Source organism: Streptomyces sp. NPDC052299 (genome assembly GCF_040679335.1).
Taxonomy (GTDB): Bacteria; Actinomycetota; Actinomycetes; order Streptomycetales; family Streptomycetaceae; genus Streptomyces.
Map to the genome: position 1 here is coordinate 58,441 of NZ_JBFAUP010000019.1, position 20,853 is coordinate 79,293.

A 20,853-nucleotide genomic window follows, 5' to 3' on the forward strand; every position below is an offset into this window, starting at 1 on the left:
GCCAATGGGGTGCAGGAGACCGTCGATATGGACGTTCTGGTCGAACACCCTTCAGCGGCTTGCGCACGATGTTCGAATACCTGCCACCCGTCCGGGCGGTGTGGGTCCGGCGCAGTGGATCAGGGCGCGGGCGTCAGTTTGCGGACGCGCTCCTCGTCGCACGTACGCGGGCACGTGACGCAGGTGTCCTCGGGGCGCAGCGTGTAGAACAGGCAGCAGCTCGCCCGGTCCCGGGTCGGCAGCGACTCCCCGTTCGGCCCGGTGAGCTCGCGGAAGCCGGCGGTGCCGACGTACGGCGCGGTGGTGCCCGGCAGCAGCGCCTCCAGCTCCGTCATGGCGCGCCGCTCCTCGCCCAGCAGATGGGCGACGTACCAGAGGCCCTCGACGATCTCGTCGGTCGCCATCCCCCACAGGGCCCGCCTGCCGCGCCGCATCCGCGGCCGGAAGCCCTCGAGGACCGGGCCCAGGTGCTCGGCCACCGCGTCCAGCACCTCGGCCCGCAACGCCGCCTCGTCGGCCACCACACGGGCCCCCGGCAGCCCGGCCGCCGGGTCGTCGGGCAGGCAGGCGAACTCCCGCACCCGCAGCGTCAGATGGCCCAGCGCCCGCTGGAACGACACGTCTCCGACCGGGACGCGGGGCACCCGGCGGTGCAGGAACCACGGCACCGTCACCAGCAGGCAGGCCGGCCACGCGTACCGGTGCAGTCCGAAGCTGGCGATCACATCGGGGCGGCCCTCCTGGCCGTAGTCCCGCCGCACCTGTTCGGCGTCGAAGGCGAGGAACGTGTCCAGGGCCTCGCCGCCGGCCGCCAGCTCTTGCGCGCCCACCCAGCCGGGGCCGCCGGGGGCGCTCTCGCCCTCGGCCAGGATCTCGGCGCGCACCCCGGGGAAGACCTCGGTCAGGCGCGCGTAGGCGTCGGCCACGGGCGAGGCCGACACCGCGGGGAGCAGGGCGGGCAGGGTCATGCGGGGACCACCGATTCACGATCGTCAGCAGGTAAGCCTTACCTTACCCTGCCGGATCGATGTTTGAACTGGGGGTCCTTGCGCCTATCGTGCACTCAGGGCGCCCGACGCGCGAGCGCGCCCGTGACCGGCCGAGGGAGGTGCCCGTGGAGCAGGGCGGAGCGCGCGAGGAGGTGCGTCCCGCGTACCGTGGCGCGGCCGTGCCCGCCCCCGCCGTCCGGGTGCCCGAGCAGGCCCGCGGCGAGCACACCCACGGCGAGCAGCCGCACGAGGCCCCCCGCGCCCAGGTGCGCCGGCACTCCGTGCGCGGCCAGGTGCTGGAGGCCCTGCGCGCCGCCCTGGTCGACGGCGAGCTGGTCCCCGGCCAGGTCTACTCGGCGCCCGTGCTCGGCGCCCGCCTCGGCGTCTCCGCCACCCCGGTGCGCGAGGCGATGCAGCGGCTGGCCACCGAAGGGGCCGTGGAGGTCGTGCCGAACCGGGGCTTCCGGGTCGCCGAGCGCGGCCCGCGCGAGCTGGCGGAGCTGGCCGAGGTCCGCGCCCTGATCGAGGTCCCCGTCATGCTGCGGCTCGCCCGCACGATCCCGCCCGCCCGCTGGTGCGCGCTGCGCCCGCTGGCCGACGCCACCGTGGCCGCGGCGGCCGTCGGCGACCGGGCGAGCTACGCCGAGGCCGACCGGGCCTTCCACGGCGCGGTGCTCGCCCTCGCCGGGAACCACAGCCTGGTCGCCGTCGCCGACGACCTGCACCGGCGCTCGCAGTGGCCCCTGGTGGACAACCCGGTCACCCGGCGCGCCGACCTGCTGGCCGACGCCTCCGAGCACACCGCGCTGCTCGACGCCCTGATCGCCCAGGACGTGGCCGTCGTCCAGTCGCTCGTACGCGAGCACTTCGCGGGCGCCGACGGCTGAGCCGGTGCGCGTCGGCGCCCCGGAGCCCGCTCAGTTCGCCTCGACCGTCTCCGGCGGGGGCTGGTCCAGGTGCGGGCCCAGCCAGGTCGGGACGCCGCCCAGGAGCCGGAAGAGCCGGGCCGCCTCGGCGCGCAGCCGGGTCGCCGCCTCCGGTTCCGGCTCGGCGTCGGCCAGCGCGATGAGCGCCGGGGCCGTACCGACCAGGTAGCCCAGCTCCTCCCTTATCCGCAGGGACTCCGCGAAGCCGTGCCGGGCCTCCGCCAGCTCCCCCTCGCGCAGGGCGATCAGGGCGAGATGGCGCCAGGTCGAGGAGAGCAGCAGCGCGTCGCCCTGCGCGGTCGCGCCGGCGTGGGCCCTGCGGTAGGCGGCCCGGGCGGCCTGCGGGGAGTCCGCGATGTTCTGCGCGATCAGGCCGCGCCGAAAGTCGAGCAGCGGGCGCCCCTGGGCGGCGGGGGAGAGCAGGGCCGCGGCCCGGCCCAGCGCCACCCGGGCCTCGTCGGCCCGGTCCCGCACCCCGAGCAGGGTCGAGGCGTACGCGAGGTGGCCGCGCTCGCAGGCCGCCGCGCCGCGCTCCTCGTCGTCGTGGGCCATGGCCTCGGCGGTCCGCAGGGCGTCCTCGGCGTCCGTCCAGCCCTGCCCGGTGTACAGGCACCGCTCGGTCAGCAGGGCCGTCCGCTGGAGGGCCGCGGCGGGGTCGGTGGCGGCGTCGTGTTCCAGCAGGGCCGCGGCGTCCGTCCAGCAGCCGCGCGAGCGCAGCCGCCATACCGCGGTCTGGAGCGGAGGATCGTCATCTGCTGTCGTTCCGGAACCAGACATGGCGGTATGCGCCACATTGCCCTCCCCGAGCGCGCCTTCGAGCTGAGTATGGCCCGCATCACAGCACGGAATGGCACGCCGGGCCAAGAGGTCGAGGCAATGTCAGGTGAAACTTTTCACAATCGACGGTGCGGGGTCGGACGCCGTCAGCGGCCTTGTCCGGCCCGGGATTTCAGCTCATCCGCAGCGCGAGGAAGAAGTCGAGCTTGTCCTCCAGGCGCGCCAGATCACGCCCCGTCAACTGCTCGATTCGCCCGACCCGGTAGCGCAGCGTGTTGACGTGGAGGTGCAGCCGGGCCGCGCAGCGGGTCCACGAACCGTCGCAGTCCAGGAACGCTTCCAGGGTCGGGATGAGCTCCGCGCGGTGGCGCCGGTCGTACTCGCGCAGCGGGTCCAGCAGCCGCGCGGTGAACGCCCGGCGCACGTCGTCCGGGACGAACGGCAGCAGCAGCACGTGCGAGGCCAGCTCGTGGTGGCCCGCCGCGCACACCCGGCCGGGCCGGGCCGCCGCCACCCGGCGCGCGTGCCGGGCCTCCTCCAGGGCGCCGCGCAGCCCCTCCGCCGAGTGCACCGAGGCGCTGACACCGAGTGTCAGGCGGCCGTCGTCGCCGAGGCCCGCGGAGAGCGGGGCGCGCACGGCGGCGAGCAGCGCGTCTGCGTGCAGGGCGGGCCCCTCGTCACCGCCGTCGGACGGCTCGTCTCCCGTGCCGTCCGGCCCGTCCGGGGCGGCGGGCAGCGGGACCAGGGCGATGGCCTCCTCGCCGGTGTGGGCGACGGCGATCCGGTCGGCCGAGTCGGGTCCGGTCACCGCCGGGTCGACCAGGATCTCCTCGAGGAGCGCCTGGGTGACCGGGCCGCCCGGGACCCCGGACCCGCCGTCCGCGTCCCACTCGACCCGGGCCACCACCACCTGCCAGTGCGGCGCGGTGCCGAGGCCGGGGAGCAGGACCGGGGTGGCCACGCGCAGCCGGGCGGCGATCTCGGCGGGCGCGGCGCCCGCCTGGACCAGCTCCAGGACCTCCTGGGCGAGCCGGCGGCGCACCGTGCGGGCCGCGTCGCGCCGGTCGCGCTCGACGGCGATCAGCTGGGTGACGCCCTGGAGCAGGTCGAGCCGCGCGGCCGGCCAGTCGCTCGCGTCGGCCTCCACGGCGAGCAGCCAGTCGGAGAGCGCCGACTCCCGCACGTCGCGGGCGGGCGGCACCGCGCCGCCCCGGCCGTTGTTCCGGATCGGGAAGAGCGAATACGTCGTACCGCCGAGGGTGGCCCGGTGCGGGGCGCGGCGGCCGGAGCGGACGGCGGCCAGATGCAGCCCGGCCAGCTCCGCCCCGGCGGCGGCGGGCAGCGGGGCGCCCGCGCCCGCGATCTGCCGCCCGGTCGGGGAGAGCACCCAGGCGTGGAGGTCCAGGTCGGAGCCCAGGAGATCGAGGACCACCTCGGGGCCGCCGCCCGTCGGGCCGGAGGTCATCAGCCTGCGGTGCCGGTCCACCACGGCCGCCAGGTCGCCCGCCCGCTCGCCGGACACCTGGCGCACCACGTACTCGGTGATCGTTGCGAACGCGACCGTCTCGTGGACCGCGAACAGCGGCAGCCGGTGGTGGCGGCACGCCTCCACCAGATCGTCCGGGATGTCGCCGAGCTCCGCCTCGCCCGCCGCGAGACCGGCCACCCCGGCGCCCGCCAGGATGCGCACGAACGGCTCCGAGTCCGCGGCGTCCCGGCGCCAGGCCAGACCGGTCAGGACCAGCTCGCCGCCGGTGAGGTAGCGGCTCGGGTCGCGCAGGTCGGTCGTCATCACGCCGCGGACCGACCGGTCCAGCTCCTCGTCGCCGCCGAGCAGCCGCAGGCCCAGCGCGTCGTTCTCCAGCAGTGCGCGCAGCCGCATCTCGTCGCCGCCGATCTCTTTCGTTGGTACGGGTGAAGTCTGGGTGTTGCGGTGAGGCTGTTGGGCCCCGCCATTCGTTCGAATCTACAAGACATGAGCGGAGACCAGCCAACCGCTTCATGGGTTCGGTGACTGCACCAGGTGGAGCAGGGCTTGTGTACTGGGCCACACACCGCGTGAACAAGACATGAACAAGTTCGAGGGCCGGCCGTCACCCAGCCCCCCGCGCAGACCCGACCGAGAAGAAGAGAGCCACCATGGACTTCCTTCGCCCCGCAAGCTGGGAGGAGGCGCTCGCGGCCAAGGCCGAGCACCCGACGGCTGTGCCCATCGCCGGGGGCACCGATGTGATGGTCGAGATCAACTTCGACCACCGACGCCCCGAACACCTCCTGGACCTCAACCGCATCGGTGAGCTCACCGAGTGGGAGGTGGGCCAGGAGAGCGTGCGGCTCGGCGCCTCGGTCCCGTACAGCCGGATCATGGAGCACCTGCGGGCCGAGCTGCCCGGTCTCGCGCTCGCCTCGCACACCGTCGCCTCCCCGCAGATCCGCAACCGCGGCGGCGTCGGCGGCAACCTCGGCACCGCGTCCCCGGCCGGTGACGCCCACCCGGCCCTGCTCGCCGCAGGCGCCGAGGTGGAGGCCGAGTCCGTACGCGGCAGCCGGATGATCCCCATCGACGCCTTCTACACCGGCGTCAAGCGCAACGCCCTCGAACCGGACGAGCTGATCCGGGCCGTGCACATCAAGAAGGCCGACGGGCCGCAGCAGTACTCCAAGGTCGGCACCCGCAACGCGATGGTCATCGCCGTCTGCGCCTTCGGCCTCGCCCTGCACCCCGAGACCCGCACGGTCCGCACCGGCATCGGATCGGCCGCCCCGACCCCCGTACGGGCGAAGGAGGCCGAGGAGTTCCTGAACGCCGCCCTGGAGGAGGGCGGGTTCTGGGACAGCCGGACGATCATCACGCCGTCCGTCGCCCAGCAGTTCGCCACGCTCGCCGCCGGCGCCTGCAACCCGATCGACGACGTGCGCGGCACCGCGAGCTACCGCAGGCACGCCGTCGGCATCATGGCCCGCCGCACCCTCGGCTGGGCCTGGGAGTCCTACCGCGGCAACGGCCGCAGCACCGAAGGAGCCGCCTGATCATGCGCGTCAATTTCACGGTCAACGGCCGCCGCCACGAGGCCGACGACGTCTGGGAGGGCGAATCCCTCCTCTACGTCCTGCGCGAGCGCATGGGCCTGCCCGGCTCCAAAAACGCCTGCGAGCAGGGCGAGTGCGGCTCCTGCACGGTCCGCCTCGACGGTGTCCCCGTCTGCTCCTGCCTGGTCGCCGCCGGCCAGGTCGAGGGCCGAGACGTCGTCACCGTGGAGGGGCTGGCCGACTTCGCGGCCCACCGCGCGGAGGCCCACCCCGGCACCGGTTGCGCCTCCGGCGCCTGCGGCACCTCGCTGGACCGGGCCAAGCGCTGGAAGGCCGAGCCGGCCGCCGGCGACGAGACCCGCGACACCGGGGAGCTCTCGCCGATCCAGCAGGCGTTCATCGACGCCGGAGCCGTCCAGTGCGGCTTCTGCACCCCCGGCCTCCTGGTCGCGGCCGACGAGCTCCTGGAGCGCACCCCGCAGCCGTCCGACGCGGACATCCGCGAGGCGCTCTCCGGCAACCTCTGCCGCTGCACCGGCTACGAGAAGATCCTCGACGCGGTCCGCCTCGCGGCCGCCCGCGCGGAAGGGGCGGTCTGAGCCATGGGCGTCACCGGTTCCCCCACCAACATCAACCAGGGCAGCCGCACCAAGGGCGGCATCGGCGAGTCCACGCTGCGACCCGACGGCATCCTGAAGGTCACCGGCGAGTTCGCGTACTCCTCGGACATGTGGCACGAGGACATGCTCTGGGGCCACACCCTGCGCTCCACCGTCGCGCACGCCGAGATCGTCTCCATCGACGTCTCCGAGGCGCTGGCCACCTCCGGCGTCTACGCGGTCCTCACCTACGACGACCTGCCGGCCGCGATGAAGAACTACGGCCTGGAGATCCAGGACACCCCCGTCCTCGCGCACGGCCGGGTCCGCCACCACGGCGAACCCGTCGCGCTCGTCGCAGCCGACCACCCGGAGACGGCCCGCCGCGCCGCCGCGAAGATCCGGATCGACTACCGCGAACTGCCCGTCGTCACCGACGAGGCGTCCGCGACCGCACCCGGCGCCCCCCTCATCCACGAGGGCCGCGACGACCACCACATCGGCCATGTGCCGCACCCCAACATCGTCCACCGCCAGCCGATCGTGCGCGGCGACGCGGCGGCGGCCGAGGCCCGGGCCGACGTGATCGTCAAGGGCGACTACTACTTCGGCATGCAGGACCAGGCGTTCCTGGGCCCCGAGTCCGGCCTCGCCGTACCCGCCGAGGACGGCGGCGTCGACCTGTACGTGGCGACCCAGTGGCTCCACTCCGACCTGCGCCAGATCGCGCCCGTCCTGGGCCTGCCCGAGGACAAGGTCCGCATGACGCTCTCCGGCGTCGGCGGCGCCTTCGGCGGGCGCGAGGACCTGTCGATGCAGATCCACGCCTGCCTGCTCGCCCTGCGCACCGGCAAGCCCGTGAAGATCGTCTACAACCGCTTCGAGTCCTTCTTCGGGCACGTCCACCGCCACCCGGCCCGCCTCCACTACGAGCACGGCGCCACCCGCGACGGCAAGCTCACGCACATGAAGTGCCGCATCGTCCTGGACGGCGGCGCCTACGCCTCCGCGTCCCCGGCCGTCGTCGGCAACGCCTCCTCGCTGGCCGTGGGCCCGTACGTCATCGACGACGTCGACATCGAGGCCATCGCCCTCTACACCAACAACCCCCCGTGCGGCGCCATGCGCGGCTTCGGCGCCGTCCAGGCGTGCTTCGCCTACGAGGCGCAGATGGACAAGCTGGCCGCCGAACTGGGCATGGACCCGGTCGAGTTCCGGCAGCTCAACGCCATGGAGCAGGGCACCCTGCTGCCCACCGGGCAGCAGGTCGACTCGCCCGCCCCGGTCGCCGAACTGCTGCGCCGCGTCAAGGCCATGCCGATGCCGCCCGAGCGCCAGTGGGAGAGCGCCGGCGAACACCCGGACGTACGCGCCCTGCCCGGCGGCCTCTCCAACACCACCCACGGCGAGGGCGTCGTGCGCGGCGTCGGCTACGCGGTCGGCCTGAAGAACGTCGGCTTCTCCGAGGGCTTCGACGACTACTCCACCGCCCGGGTCCGCATGGAGGTCATCGGCGGCGAACCCGTCGCGACCGTCCACACCGCCATGGCCGAGGTCGGGCAGGGCGGCGTCACGGTGCACGCCCAGATCGCCCGTACCGAACTCGGCGTCTCCCAGGTCACCATCCACCCCGCCGACACCCAGGTGGGCTCCGCCGGATCGACCTCGGCGTCCCGCCAGACGTACGTCACGGGCGGCGCGGTCAAGAACTCCTGCGAGGCCGTCCGCGAACAGCTCCTGGAGCTCGGCCGCCGCAAGCTCGGCACCTACCACCCCGCCTGGGCCACCGCCGAACTCCTCCTGGAGGGCGGCAAGGTCGTCACCGACGGCGGCGAGGTGCTGGCCGAGATCGCGGACGTCCTGGAGGACGAGGCGATCGACATCGAGCTGGAGTGGCGCCACCGGCCCACCGAGCCCTTCGACCTGCGCACCGGACAGGGCAACGGCCACGTCCAGTACTCCTTCGCGGCGCACCGCGCCGTGGTCGAGGTCGACACCGAGCTCGGCCTGGTCAAGGTCATCGAACTGGCCTGTGCCCAGGACGTCGGCAAGGCGCTCAACCCGCTGTCGGTCGTCGGCCAGATCCAGGGCGGCACCATCCAGGGGATGGGCATCGCCGTCATGGAGGAGATCATCGTGGACCCGGTGACCGCGAAGGTGCGCAACCCCTCCTTCACGGACTACCTCCTCCCCACCATCCTCGACACGCCGACCATTCCGGTCGACGTGCTCGAACTCGCCGACGACCACGCCCCGTACGGGCTGCGCGGCATCGGCGAGGCCCCGACCCTGTCGTCCACCCCGGCCGTCCTCGCGGCGATCCGGAACGCGACGGGTCTGGAGCTCAACCGGACGCCGGTCCGGCCGGAACACCTCACCGGCGTCTGACCAGGCTCCGCCACCAGCTCTCCGGGCGGTGCGCGCCACCGGTGAACGTCACACTTCCCGGCCCGCACCGCCCGGAGGCCGGGGCGTGTTTCGAAAGTCCCGCCTGTCCGGCGGCGCCTGGCACGCACGCTCGCCGCGTTGTCGGGATCACCCCGATACAACCAGTATCGGGGCGACCCTCCGCCTTGCGATCGCACGCACCAGACGCCGCCGGACCCGCCCTACGGGCGGACGGCGCTACTTCCGAAACACGCCCCAGGGTCCCGCCCCGCTCGCGGCCCCGAACCCCCCGCACCGGAACAGCACCACCGTTCCGCTCCTTCCTGCATGAACAGTTCGTCTCGGGCCGTCCCCCGGGTCGTGCCGCCAGCGCAGTCATCCCAAATCCCGCATTTCGATTCCTCATCGCGGGTGCCCCTGTGAACCTTGGGAGTCAGGCATCATGACCCAGCAGTCAGTGCAGCCGAAGACCGGTGCGGAGGACGCGGGCCCCGGCTCGCGCGTCCCCGCCGGCAGATCGTGGCTCGACCGGTACTTCCACATATCCGACCGCAGTTCGACCGTGGCCCGGGAAGTGCGCGGCGGCGTCACGACCTTCATGGCCATGGCGTACATCCTCCTGCTCAACCCGCTGATCCTCGGCGGCAAGGACGTCGACGGCAATCTGCTCAGCCAGCCCGCCCTGATCACCGCCACCGCGCTCGCGGCGGCGGCGACCACCCTGCTCATGGGCTTCGTCGGCAAGGTCCCGCTCGCGCTCGCCGCGGGCCTCAGCGTCTCCGGCGTCCTGTCCTCGCAGGTCGCCCCCGAAATGACCTGGCCGCAGGCCATGGGCATGTGCGTGATGTACGGCGCGGTGATCTGCCTCCTGGTGGTCACCGGTCTGCGCGAGCTGATCATGAACGCGATCCCGCTCCCGCTGAAGCACGGCATCACCATGGGCATCGGCCTGTTCATCGCCCTGATCGGGCTCTACAAGGCCGGTTTCGTCGGCAAGGGCACCGCGACCCCGGTGACCCTGGGCCCGGCCGGTGAACTCGCCGGCTGGCCGGTCCTCGTCTTCGCGGTCACCCTGCTGCTGATCTTCATGCTCCAGGCCCGCAACATCCCCGGCGCGATCCTCATCGGCATCGTCGTCGGCACCGTGGTCGCCGTCGTGATCAACAAGCTCGCGGACGTCGACCCCAAGATCTGGAGCAGCGGCCCGCCGGAGCTCAAGGGCTCCGCGGTCTCCTCGCCGGACTTCTCGCTCTTCGGCGACGTCTCGTTCGGCGGCTGGGGCGACGTCGGCGCGATGACCGTCGGCTTCATCGTCTTCACCCTCGTGCTCGCCGGCTTCTTCGATGCCATGGCCACCATCATCGGCGTCGGTACGGAGGCCGGGCTCGCCGACGACAAGGGGCGCATGCCGGGCCTGTCCAAGGCGCTGTTCATCGACGGCGCCGGCGGAGCCATCGGCGGTGTCGCCGGCGGTTCCGGGCAGACGGTCTTCGTGGAGTCCGCGACCGGCGTCGGCGAGGGGGCCAGGACCGGCCTGGCCTCCGTCGTGACCGGCCTCTTCTTCGCCGCCTGCCTCTTCTTCACCCCGCTCACCGCGATCGTGCCCGCCGAGGTGGCCTCCGCCGCCCTCGTCGTCATCGGCGCGATGATGATGCAGAACGCACGGCACGTGGACTGGAGCGACCGCTCGGTGGCCATCCCGGTGTTCCTGACGGTGGTCCTGATGCCGTTCACGTACACCATCACCACCGGTGTGGCGGCGGGCGTCATCTCGTACGTCGCCATCAAGGCCGCCCAGGGCCGGGCCCGCGAGGTCGGCGCGTTCATGTGGGGCCTGACGGTGATCTTCGTCGTCTACTTCGCCCTGCACCCGATCGAGAGCTGGCTCGGCGTCAGCTGACCCGCAGCCCCACACGCCCTAGGAGACCGAGATGCTGGACATCGCCGAGGAGCTCGACCGCTGGGCCGGGCAGGGACGCGATTTCGCCGTCGCCACCGTCGTCGCCGTCGGCGGCAGCGCGCCCCGCCAGCCGGGGGCCGCGCTGGCCGTCGACCGCGACGGCACGGCGATCGGCTCGGTCTCCGGCGGGTGTGTGGAGGGGGCGGTGTACGCGCTGTGCCAGGAGGCGCTGGACGACGGCCTCACCCGCCTCGAACGCTTCGGCTACAGCGACGAGGACGCCTTCGCGGTCGGCCTGACCTGCGGCGGCGTCATCGACATCCTGGTGACCCCGGTCCGGGCGGACGACCCCGCCCGCCCGGTGTACGCCGCCGCCCTCGCCGCCGCCGTACGCGGCGAGGCGGCGGCGGTCGCCCGCATCACCGACGGACCCGCCGAACTCCTCGGCCACCCGCTCCTGGTGCGCCCCGACGGCCGTTACGAGGGCGGGCTCGGCGGACACCCCGAGCTGGACCGCACCGCCGCCGCCGAGGCCCGCGCCCTGCTGGACCAGGGCCGCACCGGCACCCTCACCATCGGCGCCGACGGCTCGCGCTGCGGGCAGCCCCTCACGCTGCTCGTGGAGTCCAGCGTGCCGCCACCCCGGATGATCGTGTTCGGGGCCATCGACTTCGCCGCCGCCCTGGTCCGGGCCGGCAAGTTCCTCGGCTACCACGTCACGGTGTGCGACGCGCGCCCCGTCTTCGCGACCGAGGCCCGCTTCCCGGACGCCGACGAGCTGGTCGTGGACTGGCCGCACCGCTATCTGGCCGGGACCGCGGTGGACGCCCGCACGGTCCTGTGCGTCCTCACGCACGACGCCAAGTTCGACGTGCCCCTGCTGGAGGCCGCGCTCAGGCTGCCCGTCGCGTACGTCGGCGCGATGGGCTCCCGCCGCACCCACCTCCAGCGCAACGAACGGCTGCGCGAGGCCGGGGTGACCGAGCTGGAGCTGGCCCGCCTGCACTCGCCGATCGGGCTCGACCTCGGCGCCCGTACGCCCGAGGAGACGGCCCTGTCGATCGCCGCCGAGATCGTCGCCGTCCGGCGCGGCGGCAGCGGCGCCCCGCTGACCGGCGCGCACACCCCGATCCATCACCCCGGCGGGCTCCCTCCGGCGGGGCGCATCGGCTCGGTGGCCTGAAGTCGCCCTCGCGGCACCGCGTCCGCGACCGGCGGTTAACCGCCACGGCACATTCGCGCCAGACGTGGACCGTCCCACGGCGGCCGGTTTACCGGTAGATCATCACCCATGACTTTCTCCCCCTCCACCGCGACCGGCCGGGCGAGACCCGCACGCGCCGGACGACGCACCCTCGTCATAGCCACCGCCGCGGCCCTGATGAGCGGCGCGCTGCTGCCCGTCACGGGCGCCGCGTACGCCGCCCCCGCCTCCCCGGCCGCGGCAACCACCCCCGCCGCGCAGCCCGTTCACCGCTACGACATCACCCTCGTCACCGGTGACGTCGTCCACTACGCCGACGGCGTGGGCAAGCAGGACACCGTCACCGTGGACCGCCCCGAGGGCGCGACCGGCGGTGTCCACGTCCAGCAGGCGGGGGACGACGTCTACGTCCTGCCCGACGAGGCGCAGAGCCTGCTCGCGGCCGGCAAGCTGGACCGCCGCCTCTTCAACGTCACGGCGCTCGCCAGGATGGGCTACGACGACAGGACGACCGGCGGCATCCCGCTGATCGCCACCTACCCGGCGTCCAAGGCCCGTTCGCTGCCCGTCGCCCCGCGCGGCAGCAAGGCCGTCCGGCAGCTGGAGTCCATCCACGGCGCCGCCCTCAAGGCCGGCAAGGACACCGCCCGCGCCTTCTGGAACGACATCGCGCGCAGCGCCACGGCCCGCTCGCTGGACAACGGCATCGCCAAGCTCTGGCTCGACGGCCGCGCCGAGGCCGCGCTCAAGGACTCCGTGCCGCAGATCAACGCCCCCGAGGCGTGGGCCGAGGGCTACGACGGCAAGGGCATCAAGGTCGCCGTCCTGGACACCGGCATCGACGCCGACCACCCGGACGTCAAGGACCGCATCCTGGAGACGAAGAGCTTCGTCCCGGGCGAGGAGGTGGACGACAAGAACGGCCACGGCACGCACGTCGCCTCCACCATCGCCGGTTCGGGCGCCGCGTCCGACGGCGTCAACAAGGGCGTCGCCCCCGAGGCCGGGCTGCTCGTCGGCAAGGTCCTGAGCAACGAGGGCTCCGGCGCCGACTCCGGGATCATCGAGGCCATGGAGTGGGCCAAGGCGGAGGGCGCCGACGTCGTCTCCATGAGCCTCGGCTCACCGGTCCCCGACGACGGCACCGACCCCATGTCCCAGGCCGTCAACACCCTCTCCGCGGACGGCGGCCCGCTCTTCGTGATCGCCGCGGGCAACGCGTACGGCGCGGGCACCATCGGCTCGCCCGGCTCCGCCGACAAGGCGCTCACCGTCGCCGCCGTCGACAAGCAGGACGGCCGCGCCGACTTCTCGTCCATGGGCCCGCTGGTGCGCAGCTACGGCCTGAAGCCCGACCTGTCCGCGCCCGGCGTCGACATCAACGCCGCCGCCTCCCAGTCCGTCCCCGGCATCGAGGGCATGTACCAGTCGATGTCCGGTACGTCCATGGCGACCCCGCACGTCGCCGGCGCCGCCGCCATCCTCAAGCAGCGCCACCCCGACTGGACCGGCCAGCGCATCAAGGACGCGCTGATGACCTCGTCCAAGGTCCTGCCCGACTACACCCCGTACGAGCAGGGCACCGGCCGCCTCGACGTGAAGGCCGCCATCGACACGGAGATCGAGGCCACCGGCTCCGTCGCGGTCGCCGCGTACGACTGGCCGCACAGCGCCTCCGACCCGGTCACCGAGCGCACCATCACCTACCGCAACACGGGCACCGCCGACGTCACCCTCGACCTGGCGACGGACAGCGCGTCGGACGCGTACACGCTGTCCGTGAAGCAGCTGACCGTCCCGGCCGGCTCCACCGCCGAGGCCGTCCTCACGCTCGACCCGTCGAAGGTGGACCCGGGCACCACGTTCTCCGGCCAGGTCGTCGCCAAGGACGCCGCCGGCGCCGTGGTCGCGCACACCGGCTTCGCGCTCAACAAGGAGCAGGAGCTCTACGACCTCACGCTCCGGCTCCGCGACCGCTCCGGCAAGCCCATGGACGGCACCGTCGTCCTCGGCGCGCTCGGCGACCCGAACCTCTCGCCCGTCGCCGTGTCGGGCGACACGACGCTGAGGCTGCCCCCGGGCAACTACACCGCCTGGACCGCCGCCGACATCAAGGGCGACACCGCCGACTCCAAGGCCATCGCCTTCCTGGCGGCTCCCGAGATCATCCTCGACAAGCCGGTCACGGCCACCCTCGACGCCTCCAAGGCGCGCAAGATCAGCGTGCGCACGCCGAAGGAGACCGAGACCCGGCAGCTGCGCTACGACATGGCGCGCACCGCGCCCAACGGCACCGTCCAGCGCGACGCGTACCAGATCCCGCTGACGTACGACCAGCTGTGGGCGGCCCCGACCGAGAAGGTCACCCAGGGCGACTTCTCCTTCCTGACCCGCTGGCGCCAGGGCGAGAAGCTGCTCGACCTGACCGCCGGTGGCCAGGACGTCCCGGCCACCGTGCAGAACGGCTCCCCCGTCGCCGAGGACAGCCGCGCCCAGCTCCGCGGTGTCTACGCGGGCAACGGCTCCGCCGCCGACTACAAGGACCTCGACGCCAAGGGCAAGGCCGTCGTGGTCCGCAGCAGCGACGCGGTGGCCCCGGCCGACCGGCTCGCCGCCGCCGTCGCCGCCGGTGCGAAGGCGCTGTTCGTCGTCAACCAGGGCGACGGCCGGCTGATGGAGGCGTACGCCGACTACGGCACCACGCTCCCCGTCCCGGTCGCCACCGTCCAGCGGATCGCCGGTGAGGCCCTGATCAAGGCCGCCCGGAGCGGCAAGAAGCTGACCGTCGAGCAGCACAAGTACGCGAGCTACGTCTACGACCTGGTCGACCGCCACGACGGCACCGTCCCGGACCGCTCGCTCGCCTTCGCCCCGGCCACCCGCGACCTGGCGAAGATCGAGAACACCTTCTACGGCCACCGCGACGTCGTCGGCGGCGGCTTCCGCTACGACATCCCCGAATACGGCCCCGGCCTCGGCTTCGAGGAGTACGAGAAGTTCCCCGGCACCCGCACCGAGTGGGTCAACCCGCTGCCGGGCGACTCCTTCTGGTACGAGAACCACTCCCAGTTCAACGCCGAGGGCACCGACACCGCGCTGGAGGAGCGCGGCGGCGAGATGGACTACCGGGCCGGGTCCAGCAACAAGGCCGACTGGTTCGCGCCCGTCACCCGGCCGCGCCTGGGCACCGCCTACTGGGGCCCGAACCGCTCGCAGTGGGGCGACATCCAGTACAACATCACCCCGTGGACGGACGGCGGGGCCGGGCACTCGGGCTCCATGCCGGACAAGGAGTACGACACCGGCAAGGTGACGGTCTACCAGGGCGACAAGCTGCTCGACGAGTCCCCGGGCCGCGCCGGCTACATCGGCGACCTGCCCGACGAGAAGCTGCCCTACCGCCTGGTGCTGGACGCCTCGCGCGACGCGGACACCTGGAAGACGTCCGTGCGCACCCACTCGGAGTGGACGTTCGTCTCGGGCGCCAACGACCCGGACGGCCCGTACCAGGTCGACATCCCGATGCTCCAGCTGGACTACGACGTCGCCACGGACCTCGCCGGTGACGTGCGGGCCGGCAAGTGGACCGAGATCGGCCTGTCGTCCACCACGCAGGAGTGGCTGGACGGTGCCGTGAAGGCCACGAAGGCTTCCCTGTCGGTGAGTTACGACGACGGGAAGACCTGGAGCGCGGTCTCGCTCAAGAAGGACCGGACGGGTTCCTGGACCGCCCGGTTCAGGACTCCGAAGAAGGGCGCCACCGCGGTCTCGCTCAAGGCCCACGCCGAGGCCGCGGGCGGCCTCGCGGTGGACCAGGAGATCATCCGGGCGTTCGGCCTGAAGTGATCCGCTGAACCCTCGTACGAGGCGGCCGTCCACCCGGGAGCGGGTGGGCGGCCGCCTTCGCGTGCCGCCCCGCCCGGCCCACTTATATGCAACATACATAAGAAGTGTATGGTGCATAAAGAAGGGCTGGGTTCGGGGGCCGGCACAGCGAGTCGAAGGAACAGCGCAATGACACTGGAGAACAAGGTCGCCCTCGTCACCGGAGGAGCCTCGGGGATCGGCGAAGCCGTCACCCGGCTCTTCGTCGAGCGCGGCGCCCGCGTCGTGGTCGTCGACCTCCAGCAGGAGGCCGGGGACACCCTGGTGGACGGTCTCGGGGACGCGGTCGCGTTCCTGCGGGGCGACGTCGCGGACCGCGCGGTCGCCGACCGGGCGGTCGCCACGGCCGTCGAGCGCTTCGGCGGCCTGGACGTCCTGGTGAACAACGCCAGTGCCTCCCGCGTCCGCCCGTTCACGGAGCAAACCGACGACGACTGGAAGCTCGCCCTGGACACCGGGCTCTTCGCCACCCGGAACTTCATGCTCGCCGCCTACCCCGAGCTCAGGAAGAGCCGGGGCGCGGTCGTCAACTTCGCTTCCGGAGCCGGCATCGACGGCCAGCCCAACCAGGCGTCGTACGCCGCGGGCAAGGAGGCCATCCGCGGCCTGAGCCGGGTCGTGGCCAACGAGTGGGCGGCGGACCAGATCCGGGTCAACGTCGTCTCCCCGATGGCGAGGACGGCGGGCGTCGCCGCCTGGGCCGAGGCCCACCCCGAGCAGTACGCCCTCTCCGCGGCCAAGGTCCCTCTCGGCCGCTTCGGCGACCCGCGCACGGACGTCGCGCCCGTCGTCGCGTTCCTGGCGAGCGACGACGCCCGTTACATGACCGGTCAGACCCTGATGGCCGACGGCGGTGCGATCAAGCTCCGCTGACCTGCTCCGCCGCCTCCGGCGCCCCCGCCCCCGGGCGGGCGCGCCGGACGCCGGAGCCCAGGACCACCGCCGCGCACAGCAGCGCCGGGGCCGCCGCCACCGCGCAGCACAGGGCGAGCGGCAGCCGGTCCACCAGGAGCCCCACCGCGGCCGTGCCGCCGGACGAGCCCGCGTTGAACGCGGTGTTGACCCAGGCGCCCGCTTGGGTGCGCCGGGCCGCGTCGGCCGACTCGTCCGCGATCAGGTACGCGGTCGTCAGCGCCGGAGCGACGAACAGCCCGGCCGCGCCGACCACGGCGACCAGCACGTACACGTTCCCCGCGAGCCCGGCCGCCGCCACCGCGCCGGAAAGGCCGGCGGCCATCACCGGCAGCCGCACCCCCAGCGGCGCCCGCCACCGCAGCGCCCCGTAGGCCAGGCCCCCGGCCGCGCTCGTCGCCGACAGGGCGGCCAGCACCCAGGACACCGCCGACGCGCGGTGCATCGCCTCGGTGAGGGCCACCACCAGCAGATCCAGCGCCCCGAGGCAGAGCCCCACGGCCGCCGTCACCAGCACGGCCCGTCGCAGCGCGGGCACGGCGCTCAGCCGCAGTCCGGCCGCGGCCGTGCCGTCCGCCCCGGTGCGGTGGTCCGGCTTCCCGCGCGGCACGGCGGGCGAGGTCACCAGCGCCCCCGCGCCGGCCGCGATCAGCACCGCACCGGCCAGTACGGCGACGGCGGGCCCGGTGACCGTCACCGCGACGCCCACCAGCAACGGCCCGGAGACGTACAGCAGTTCCTCGGCCACCCCGTCCAGGCTGTACGCGCGGCGCAGCAGCTCCCGGTCGGGGACGAGGTCGCTCCACAGCGTCCGCATGACCGGGCCGAGCGGCGGCGTGCAGGCCCCCGCAGCCGTGGCGAGGACCCCGAGGACCAGCGGGGAGGCGCCCGGCCGCCAGGTGGCCAGGGCGAGGACGGCGAGCAGCACCGCGTACAGACCGGCCATCGGCGGCAGGGCGCGGCGCGGGCCGTGCCGGTCGATCAGCCCGGCGCGGGCGGGGGACAGGAACACACTGGCGGCCCCGAACAGGGCCATCACGGTCCCGGCGGCCGCGTAGGAGCCGGTGGCCTCCTTGACGGCGAGCAGCAGGGCGAGCGGGGCGATTCCGTAGGAGAGCCGCCCGGTCAGCGCGGCGGCGAAGGCGCGCGCGGCGTGCGGGACGCGCAGAACAGCGACGTACGAAGGAGTGGACATGGTCTTCCTCGGGAGGGTGGCGCGGCGGGGCCTGGCCACGGGCATGCGGGGACGCCGGAACGCCGCACCCGGTACGCCGGGCGCGGTCTCGACGGGGTCCTACGCACAGGGAAGAGACACGCGGGCAAGGTAGCAGGGTGCGCCGCTAGTCGGCGACCCCCGGGTTGGCGGCCAGGATCTCCTCCGTGACGGCCCACAGCCGGGGCACGAAGCGCAGCACCTCGTCGCGCCGGGCGAGCAGGTCGCCGGTGTGCGCGATGCCGGTGAGCTCGGCGACCGCCTTCCGGAACGCCGGCAGCCGGGCCGTGTGCAGCGCGGGCGCGTCCGTGGCCAGCACGGTGTGGCAGCGGGCGAAGGTCGCCAGGATCCAGAACACCGCCTCCCGGTGGTCGCCCCGGTCGATCAGCTCGCGGCTGCCGTCGACCGCGACGGGCCGCGCCCGCTCGGTGAGGTCGCCGGAGAAGGGGAACGGCGTGCGGGCGACGGGGACCGTGGCGTCGAACGTCCGTGTCAGCTGGGCGAGATGGTGCCGGACGAGCGGCGCGGACACCTCGGCACAGCCCAGCAGCGCCAGCAGCTCGGGGTAGAGCGCCTCCTGCCCGTACGCGGTGAGCACGTCCCGTACGGCGGGGTAGCGCAGCCGGACGGTCGGGTTGCGCAGGGCGGCCACCAGCGGGACGTGCGCGGTGACCCCGGTCGGGAAGAGCCAGGCCAGTACGCGGGTGGCGAAGGGCTGCGCGGTGTCGAGGGCGGCGAGCCGGGTCTCGACGCGGTGCCGGGCGTCCAGACACCGCCGCCGCACGTGGACCCGCCGGGCGAAGCGCGGTGCGACGTACGCGTGCAGCGCGCGCAGCCGCCCCGTGGGGTCGTCGATGACGGTGTCCCGGCGGAAGCCGCCCGCCAGGTGGTACGCGCCCAGCACCGCTTCCGGGTCGGCCAGCAGGGACCACGGCTCGTAGGTGATCTCCAGCAGCGCGCCCCGGTGCGGGAGCTTGCCGGGCTTCGCCGGGACCTCGGCCCCCGCCGTCACCACGACCACGTCCACGTCCGAGGAGACCGGCAGCTCCGGGTCGTCCGGCCGCCCGACCGTGGACCCGCTGAAGTAGGCCCCCAGATAGTCCGGCGCGGGGCGGGCGTGCGTGGACACCCAGTGCGCGGCGGCGGCACGCGCCTCTCCGATTCTCATGCCTCCGACACCTATGCGCCGGTCCGGCTCGGCGTCAAGCACGGGCGGGCCGCCGCCGGTAACGTCGGCGGCGTTCACCGCCCCGTCCCCCGAACGCCCGGTGAGGTTTCCGATGCGCAAGATCGTCTATTGGATGTCGATGTCCCTCGACGGCTTCATCGAGGGCCCGGACCGGAACATCGACTGGCACACGGTGGACGAGGAGCTCCACCGTTACTTCAACGAGCAACTGGCCGGTATGGGCGGCATGCTGGACGGGCGCGTCACCCATGAGCTGATGGCCGGCTTCTGGCCCACCGCCGACCAGGACCCGGCCAACGCGGGTCCGATGGCCGAGTTCGCCGTCATCTGGCGGAACATGCCGAAGTACGTCTACTCACGGACGCTGGACCACGCCGACTGGAACACCACCATCGTCCGCGAGGTCGTCCCCGAGGAGGTCAGGGCCCTCAAGGAGCAGCCCGGCGGCGACCTCGCCCTCGGCGGCGCCGGGCTCGCCGCGTCCTTCGCGGCGCACGACCTGATCGACCAGTACCGCGTCTACGTCCACCCGGTCCTCATCGGCCGGGGCAAGCCGATGTTCCCGGCGGAGGAGACCCTGCGGCCCCTCCGCCTCACCGGCACCCGCACCTTCGGCAACGGGGTCGTGGAGCTCTGCTACGACCGCGCCGACCGGTGACGTCACGTGGACCGGTCCCGGACGCCTCCGCTCAGCCCGTCCCGGTGCCGGTGACCAGTTCCATGTAGCGGTCCCAGTCCCAGTAGGGGCCGGGGTCCGTGTGGTCGTTGCCCGGTGCCTCGCTGTGCCCGATGATGTGCGCCCGGTCCTTCGGGATGCCGTACTTGTCGCACAGCGAGGCGGTCAGCGCCGCCGACGAGCGGTACATCGCGTCGGTGAACCAGGTCGGGTCGTCGATGAAGCCCTCGTGCTCGATGCCCAGCGACGAGGCATTGGCGCTGCGCGCGTGGTAGGCGGTGTCGGCGTCCCGCACCATCTGGGTGATCTGCCCGTCCGAGGACCGCACCACGTAGTGCGCGCTCACCTCGGACACGGGGTCCTGGAACCAGCTGATCGAGCCCGCGTACGAGCCCTGCGTGACGTGGACGACGATCTTGTCGATCTTCGCGGTCCGGCCGGCGGTGTAGTTGTTCGGGTCGGCCGGGACCCAGAGCGCGGCCGGGTAGTCGGCGCTCCGGGCCCCGGTGTCCGCCGCCGCGCCCCCGTCCCGCTGCGGGAAGACCGGCCGTCCGGCCACCGTGATCCGCTCGCCGTCCGGGGTGAGCGCGTCGAGCCCGTCGGCCAGGAAGGTGTAGACCGAGTCCGCGTAGAGCGCGGCGGTGGTGCCCCGCGTGCCGCTGTAGCGGGCGACGGCCGGATACCAGGCGTCGATGTCGTCGCGGGCGGCGGCGTCGAGGCCCAGCCCGTCCGCGTAACCGCGCAGCAGCGCCGCGCCGCCCAGGATGTTGGCGGCGGTGTCGGTGCGCAGGGTGGCGGCCGGTTCGCCGGTGAGGGCGGCGGCGCGCTCCAGGGTGTGCCGCGCCGGGTTGCTGACCAGGTGCATCACTCCGTAGCCGCCCGCCTGGCTGGGGCGTCCGGCGTGGTCGTCGAGGTGGGTCTCGCCGTACCCGACGGCGGCCAGCAGATCGCGCGGTACGTCGAACGCCCTGGCGGCCCGGGTGAACGCCCGGTCCATCGGGTGCCCGGGGTCCGCCGCCGCGGGGGCGGGGGTGCCGGTCGCGGCGAGGACGGTGGCGGTGAGGGCCGCGAGGAGGGCGGCGCGGGTCCGGGTGCGGGCGGCGCGTGTGGGCATACCTGCTCCTGCTCTGTGGGGAGGGCGGACGGGGCCAGGGGGGCCGCAAAG

Annotated in this window: 14 protein-coding genes and 1 pseudogene; 9 read left to right on the plus strand and 6 right to left on the minus strand. The window is 73.5% G+C overall.

From position 1 onward, the window contains the following. Nucleotides 1–119: 119 nt before the first annotated feature. A complete protein-coding gene (locus tag AB0L33_RS27840) occupies nucleotides 120–968 on the minus strand; it encodes a (2Fe-2S)-binding protein (protein ID WP_365685786.1) in 849 nt (282 codons plus the stop codon). Between the two features lie 146 nt (nucleotides 969–1,114). Here AB0L33_RS27840 and AB0L33_RS27845 point away from each other — a divergent pair, with 146 nt between their 5' ends. After that, nucleotides 1,115–1,876 (plus strand): GntR family transcriptional regulator, encoded by a 762-nt coding sequence (locus tag AB0L33_RS27845; RefSeq protein ID WP_365685788.1) that lies wholly within the window; start codon nucleotides 1,115–1,117, stop codon nucleotides 1,874–1,876. 30 nt (nucleotides 1,877–1,906) lie between these two features. Here AB0L33_RS27845 and AB0L33_RS27850 read toward each other — a convergent pair whose 3' ends face one another. Together AB0L33_RS27850 and AB0L33_RS27855 are read right to left on the minus strand one after the other, a co-directional pair. Next, on the minus strand, nucleotides 1,907–2,692 hold the full coding sequence (locus AB0L33_RS27850) for a hypothetical protein (protein ID WP_365685790.1): 786 nt from the start codon (nucleotides 2,690–2,692) through the stop codon (nucleotides 1,907–1,909). 172 nt (nucleotides 2,693–2,864) lie between these two features. Then, nucleotides 2,865–4,574 carry a PucR family transcriptional regulator ligand-binding domain-containing protein gene (locus tag AB0L33_RS27855; RefSeq protein WP_365685791.1) on the minus strand — a complete coding sequence of 570 codons (1,710 nt, stop codon included), beginning with the start codon at nucleotides 4,572–4,574 and terminating at the stop codon, nucleotides 2,865–2,867. A gap of 257 nt (nucleotides 4,575–4,831) precedes the next feature. Here AB0L33_RS27855 and AB0L33_RS27860 point away from each other — a divergent pair, with 257 nt between their 5' ends. The 7 genes from AB0L33_RS27860 to AB0L33_RS27890 all read left to right on the plus strand — a co-directional run bounded on the left by AB0L33_RS27860 (nucleotide 4,832) and on the right by AB0L33_RS27890 (nucleotide 16,571). Further along, nucleotides 4,832–5,722, plus strand: coding sequence for a xanthine dehydrogenase family protein subunit M (locus AB0L33_RS27860; RefSeq protein WP_365685793.1), 891 nt, complete (start codon nucleotides 4,832–4,834; stop codon nucleotides 5,720–5,722). 2 nt (nucleotides 5,723–5,724) lie between these two features. Further along, a complete protein-coding gene (locus AB0L33_RS27865; protein ID WP_143618201.1) occupies nucleotides 5,725–6,321 on the plus strand; it encodes a (2Fe-2S)-binding protein in 597 nt (198 codons plus the stop codon). A 3-nt stretch (nucleotides 6,322–6,324) separates the two neighbouring features. Then, entirely contained in the window at nucleotides 6,325–8,709 is a 2,385-nt protein-coding gene (locus tag AB0L33_RS27870; protein WP_365685795.1) for a molybdopterin cofactor-binding domain-containing protein, read from the plus strand. A gap of 442 nt (nucleotides 8,710–9,151) precedes the next feature. Continuing rightward, complete coding sequence (locus tag AB0L33_RS27875) at nucleotides 9,152–10,609, plus strand: NCS2 family permease (protein ID WP_365685797.1); 1,458 nt, start codon at nucleotides 9,152–9,154, stop codon at nucleotides 10,607–10,609. A 31-nt stretch (nucleotides 10,610–10,640) separates the two neighbouring features. Next, entirely contained in the window at nucleotides 10,641–11,792 is a 1,152-nt protein-coding gene (locus tag AB0L33_RS27880) for an XdhC/CoxI family protein (RefSeq protein WP_365685799.1), read from the plus strand. A gap of 108 nt (nucleotides 11,793–11,900) precedes the next feature. Then, on the plus strand, nucleotides 11,901–15,659 hold the full coding sequence (locus AB0L33_RS27885; RefSeq protein WP_365685800.1) for a S8 family serine peptidase: 3,759 nt from the start codon (nucleotides 11,901–11,903) through the stop codon (nucleotides 15,657–15,659). A 168-nt stretch (nucleotides 15,660–15,827) separates the two neighbouring features. Continuing rightward, a complete protein-coding gene (locus AB0L33_RS27890; RefSeq protein ID WP_365685801.1) occupies nucleotides 15,828–16,571 on the plus strand; it encodes an SDR family oxidoreductase in 744 nt (247 codons plus the stop codon). Here the strand turns inward: AB0L33_RS27890 and AB0L33_RS27895 are convergent. Together AB0L33_RS27895 and AB0L33_RS27900 are read right to left on the minus strand one after the other, a co-directional pair. Continuing rightward, nucleotides 16,558–17,805 carry an MFS transporter gene (locus AB0L33_RS27895; RefSeq protein ID WP_365685803.1) on the minus strand — a complete coding sequence of 416 codons (1,248 nt, stop codon included), beginning with the start codon at nucleotides 17,803–17,805 and terminating at the stop codon, nucleotides 16,558–16,560. The two genes, AB0L33_RS27890 and AB0L33_RS27895, sit on opposite strands and share 14 nt — an antisense overlap. A gap of 145 nt (nucleotides 17,806–17,950) precedes the next feature. Continuing rightward, a complete protein-coding gene (locus AB0L33_RS27900; protein ID WP_365685804.1) occupies nucleotides 17,951–18,991 on the minus strand; it encodes a hypothetical protein in 1,041 nt (346 codons plus the stop codon). Nucleotides 18,992–19,103: 112 nt separating this feature from the next. Here AB0L33_RS27900 and AB0L33_RS27905 point away from each other — a divergent pair, with 112 nt between their 5' ends. Beyond that, nucleotides 19,104–19,670, plus strand: a complete 567-nt coding sequence (locus AB0L33_RS27905; RefSeq protein WP_365685806.1) for a dihydrofolate reductase family protein — start codon at nucleotides 19,104–19,106, stop codon at nucleotides 19,668–19,670. Nucleotides 19,671–19,704: 34 nt separating this feature from the next. On the opposite strand, the pseudogene AB0L33_RS27910 reads toward AB0L33_RS27905, so the two are convergent. Further along, nucleotides 19,705–20,802, minus strand: a pseudogene (locus AB0L33_RS27910) (N-acetylmuramoyl-L-alanine amidase); the annotation flags it as partial. Between the last annotated feature and the right edge of the window lie 51 nt (nucleotides 20,803–20,853).

Bases quoted from the DNA above. Each gene is read 5' to 3' on its own strand.
- AB0L33_RS27840 (WP_365685786.1), bottom strand. From the start codon at position 968: ATGACCCTGCCCGCCCTGCTCCCCGCGGTGTCGGCCTCGCCCGTGGCC.
- AB0L33_RS27850 (WP_365685790.1), bottom strand. From the start codon at position 2,692: ATGTCTGGTTCCGGAACGACAGCAGATGACGATCCTCCGCTCCAGACC.
- AB0L33_RS27855 (WP_365685791.1), bottom strand. From the start codon at position 4,574: ATGCGGCTGCGCGCACTGCTGGAGAACGACGCGCTGGGCCTGCGGCTG.
- AB0L33_RS27860 (WP_365685793.1), top strand. From the start codon at position 4,832: ATGGACTTCCTTCGCCCCGCAAGCTGGGAGGAGGCGCTCGCGGCCAAG.
- AB0L33_RS27865 (WP_143618201.1), top strand. From the start codon at position 5,725: ATGCGCGTCAATTTCACGGTCAACGGCCGCCGCCACGAGGCCGACGAC.
- AB0L33_RS27870 (WP_365685795.1), top strand. From the start codon at position 6,325: ATGGGCGTCACCGGTTCCCCCACCAACATCAACCAGGGCAGCCGCACC.
- AB0L33_RS27875 (WP_365685797.1), top strand. From the start codon at position 9,152: ATGACCCAGCAGTCAGTGCAGCCGAAGACCGGTGCGGAGGACGCGGGC.
- AB0L33_RS27880 (WP_365685799.1), top strand. From the start codon at position 10,641: ATGCTGGACATCGCCGAGGAGCTCGACCGCTGGGCCGGGCAGGGACGC.
- AB0L33_RS27885 (WP_365685800.1), top strand. From the start codon at position 11,901: ATGACTTTCTCCCCCTCCACCGCGACCGGCCGGGCGAGACCCGCACGC.
- AB0L33_RS27890 (WP_365685801.1), top strand. From the start codon at position 15,828: ATGACACTGGAGAACAAGGTCGCCCTCGTCACCGGAGGAGCCTCGGGG.
- AB0L33_RS27895 (WP_365685803.1), bottom strand. From the start codon at position 17,805: ATGTCCACTCCTTCGTACGTCGCTGTTCTGCGCGTCCCGCACGCCGCG.
- AB0L33_RS27900 (WP_365685804.1), bottom strand. From the start codon at position 18,991: ATGAGAATCGGAGAGGCGCGTGCCGCCGCCGCGCACTGGGTGTCCACG.
- AB0L33_RS27905 (WP_365685806.1), top strand. From the start codon at position 19,104: ATGCGCAAGATCGTCTATTGGATGTCGATGTCCCTCGACGGCTTCATC.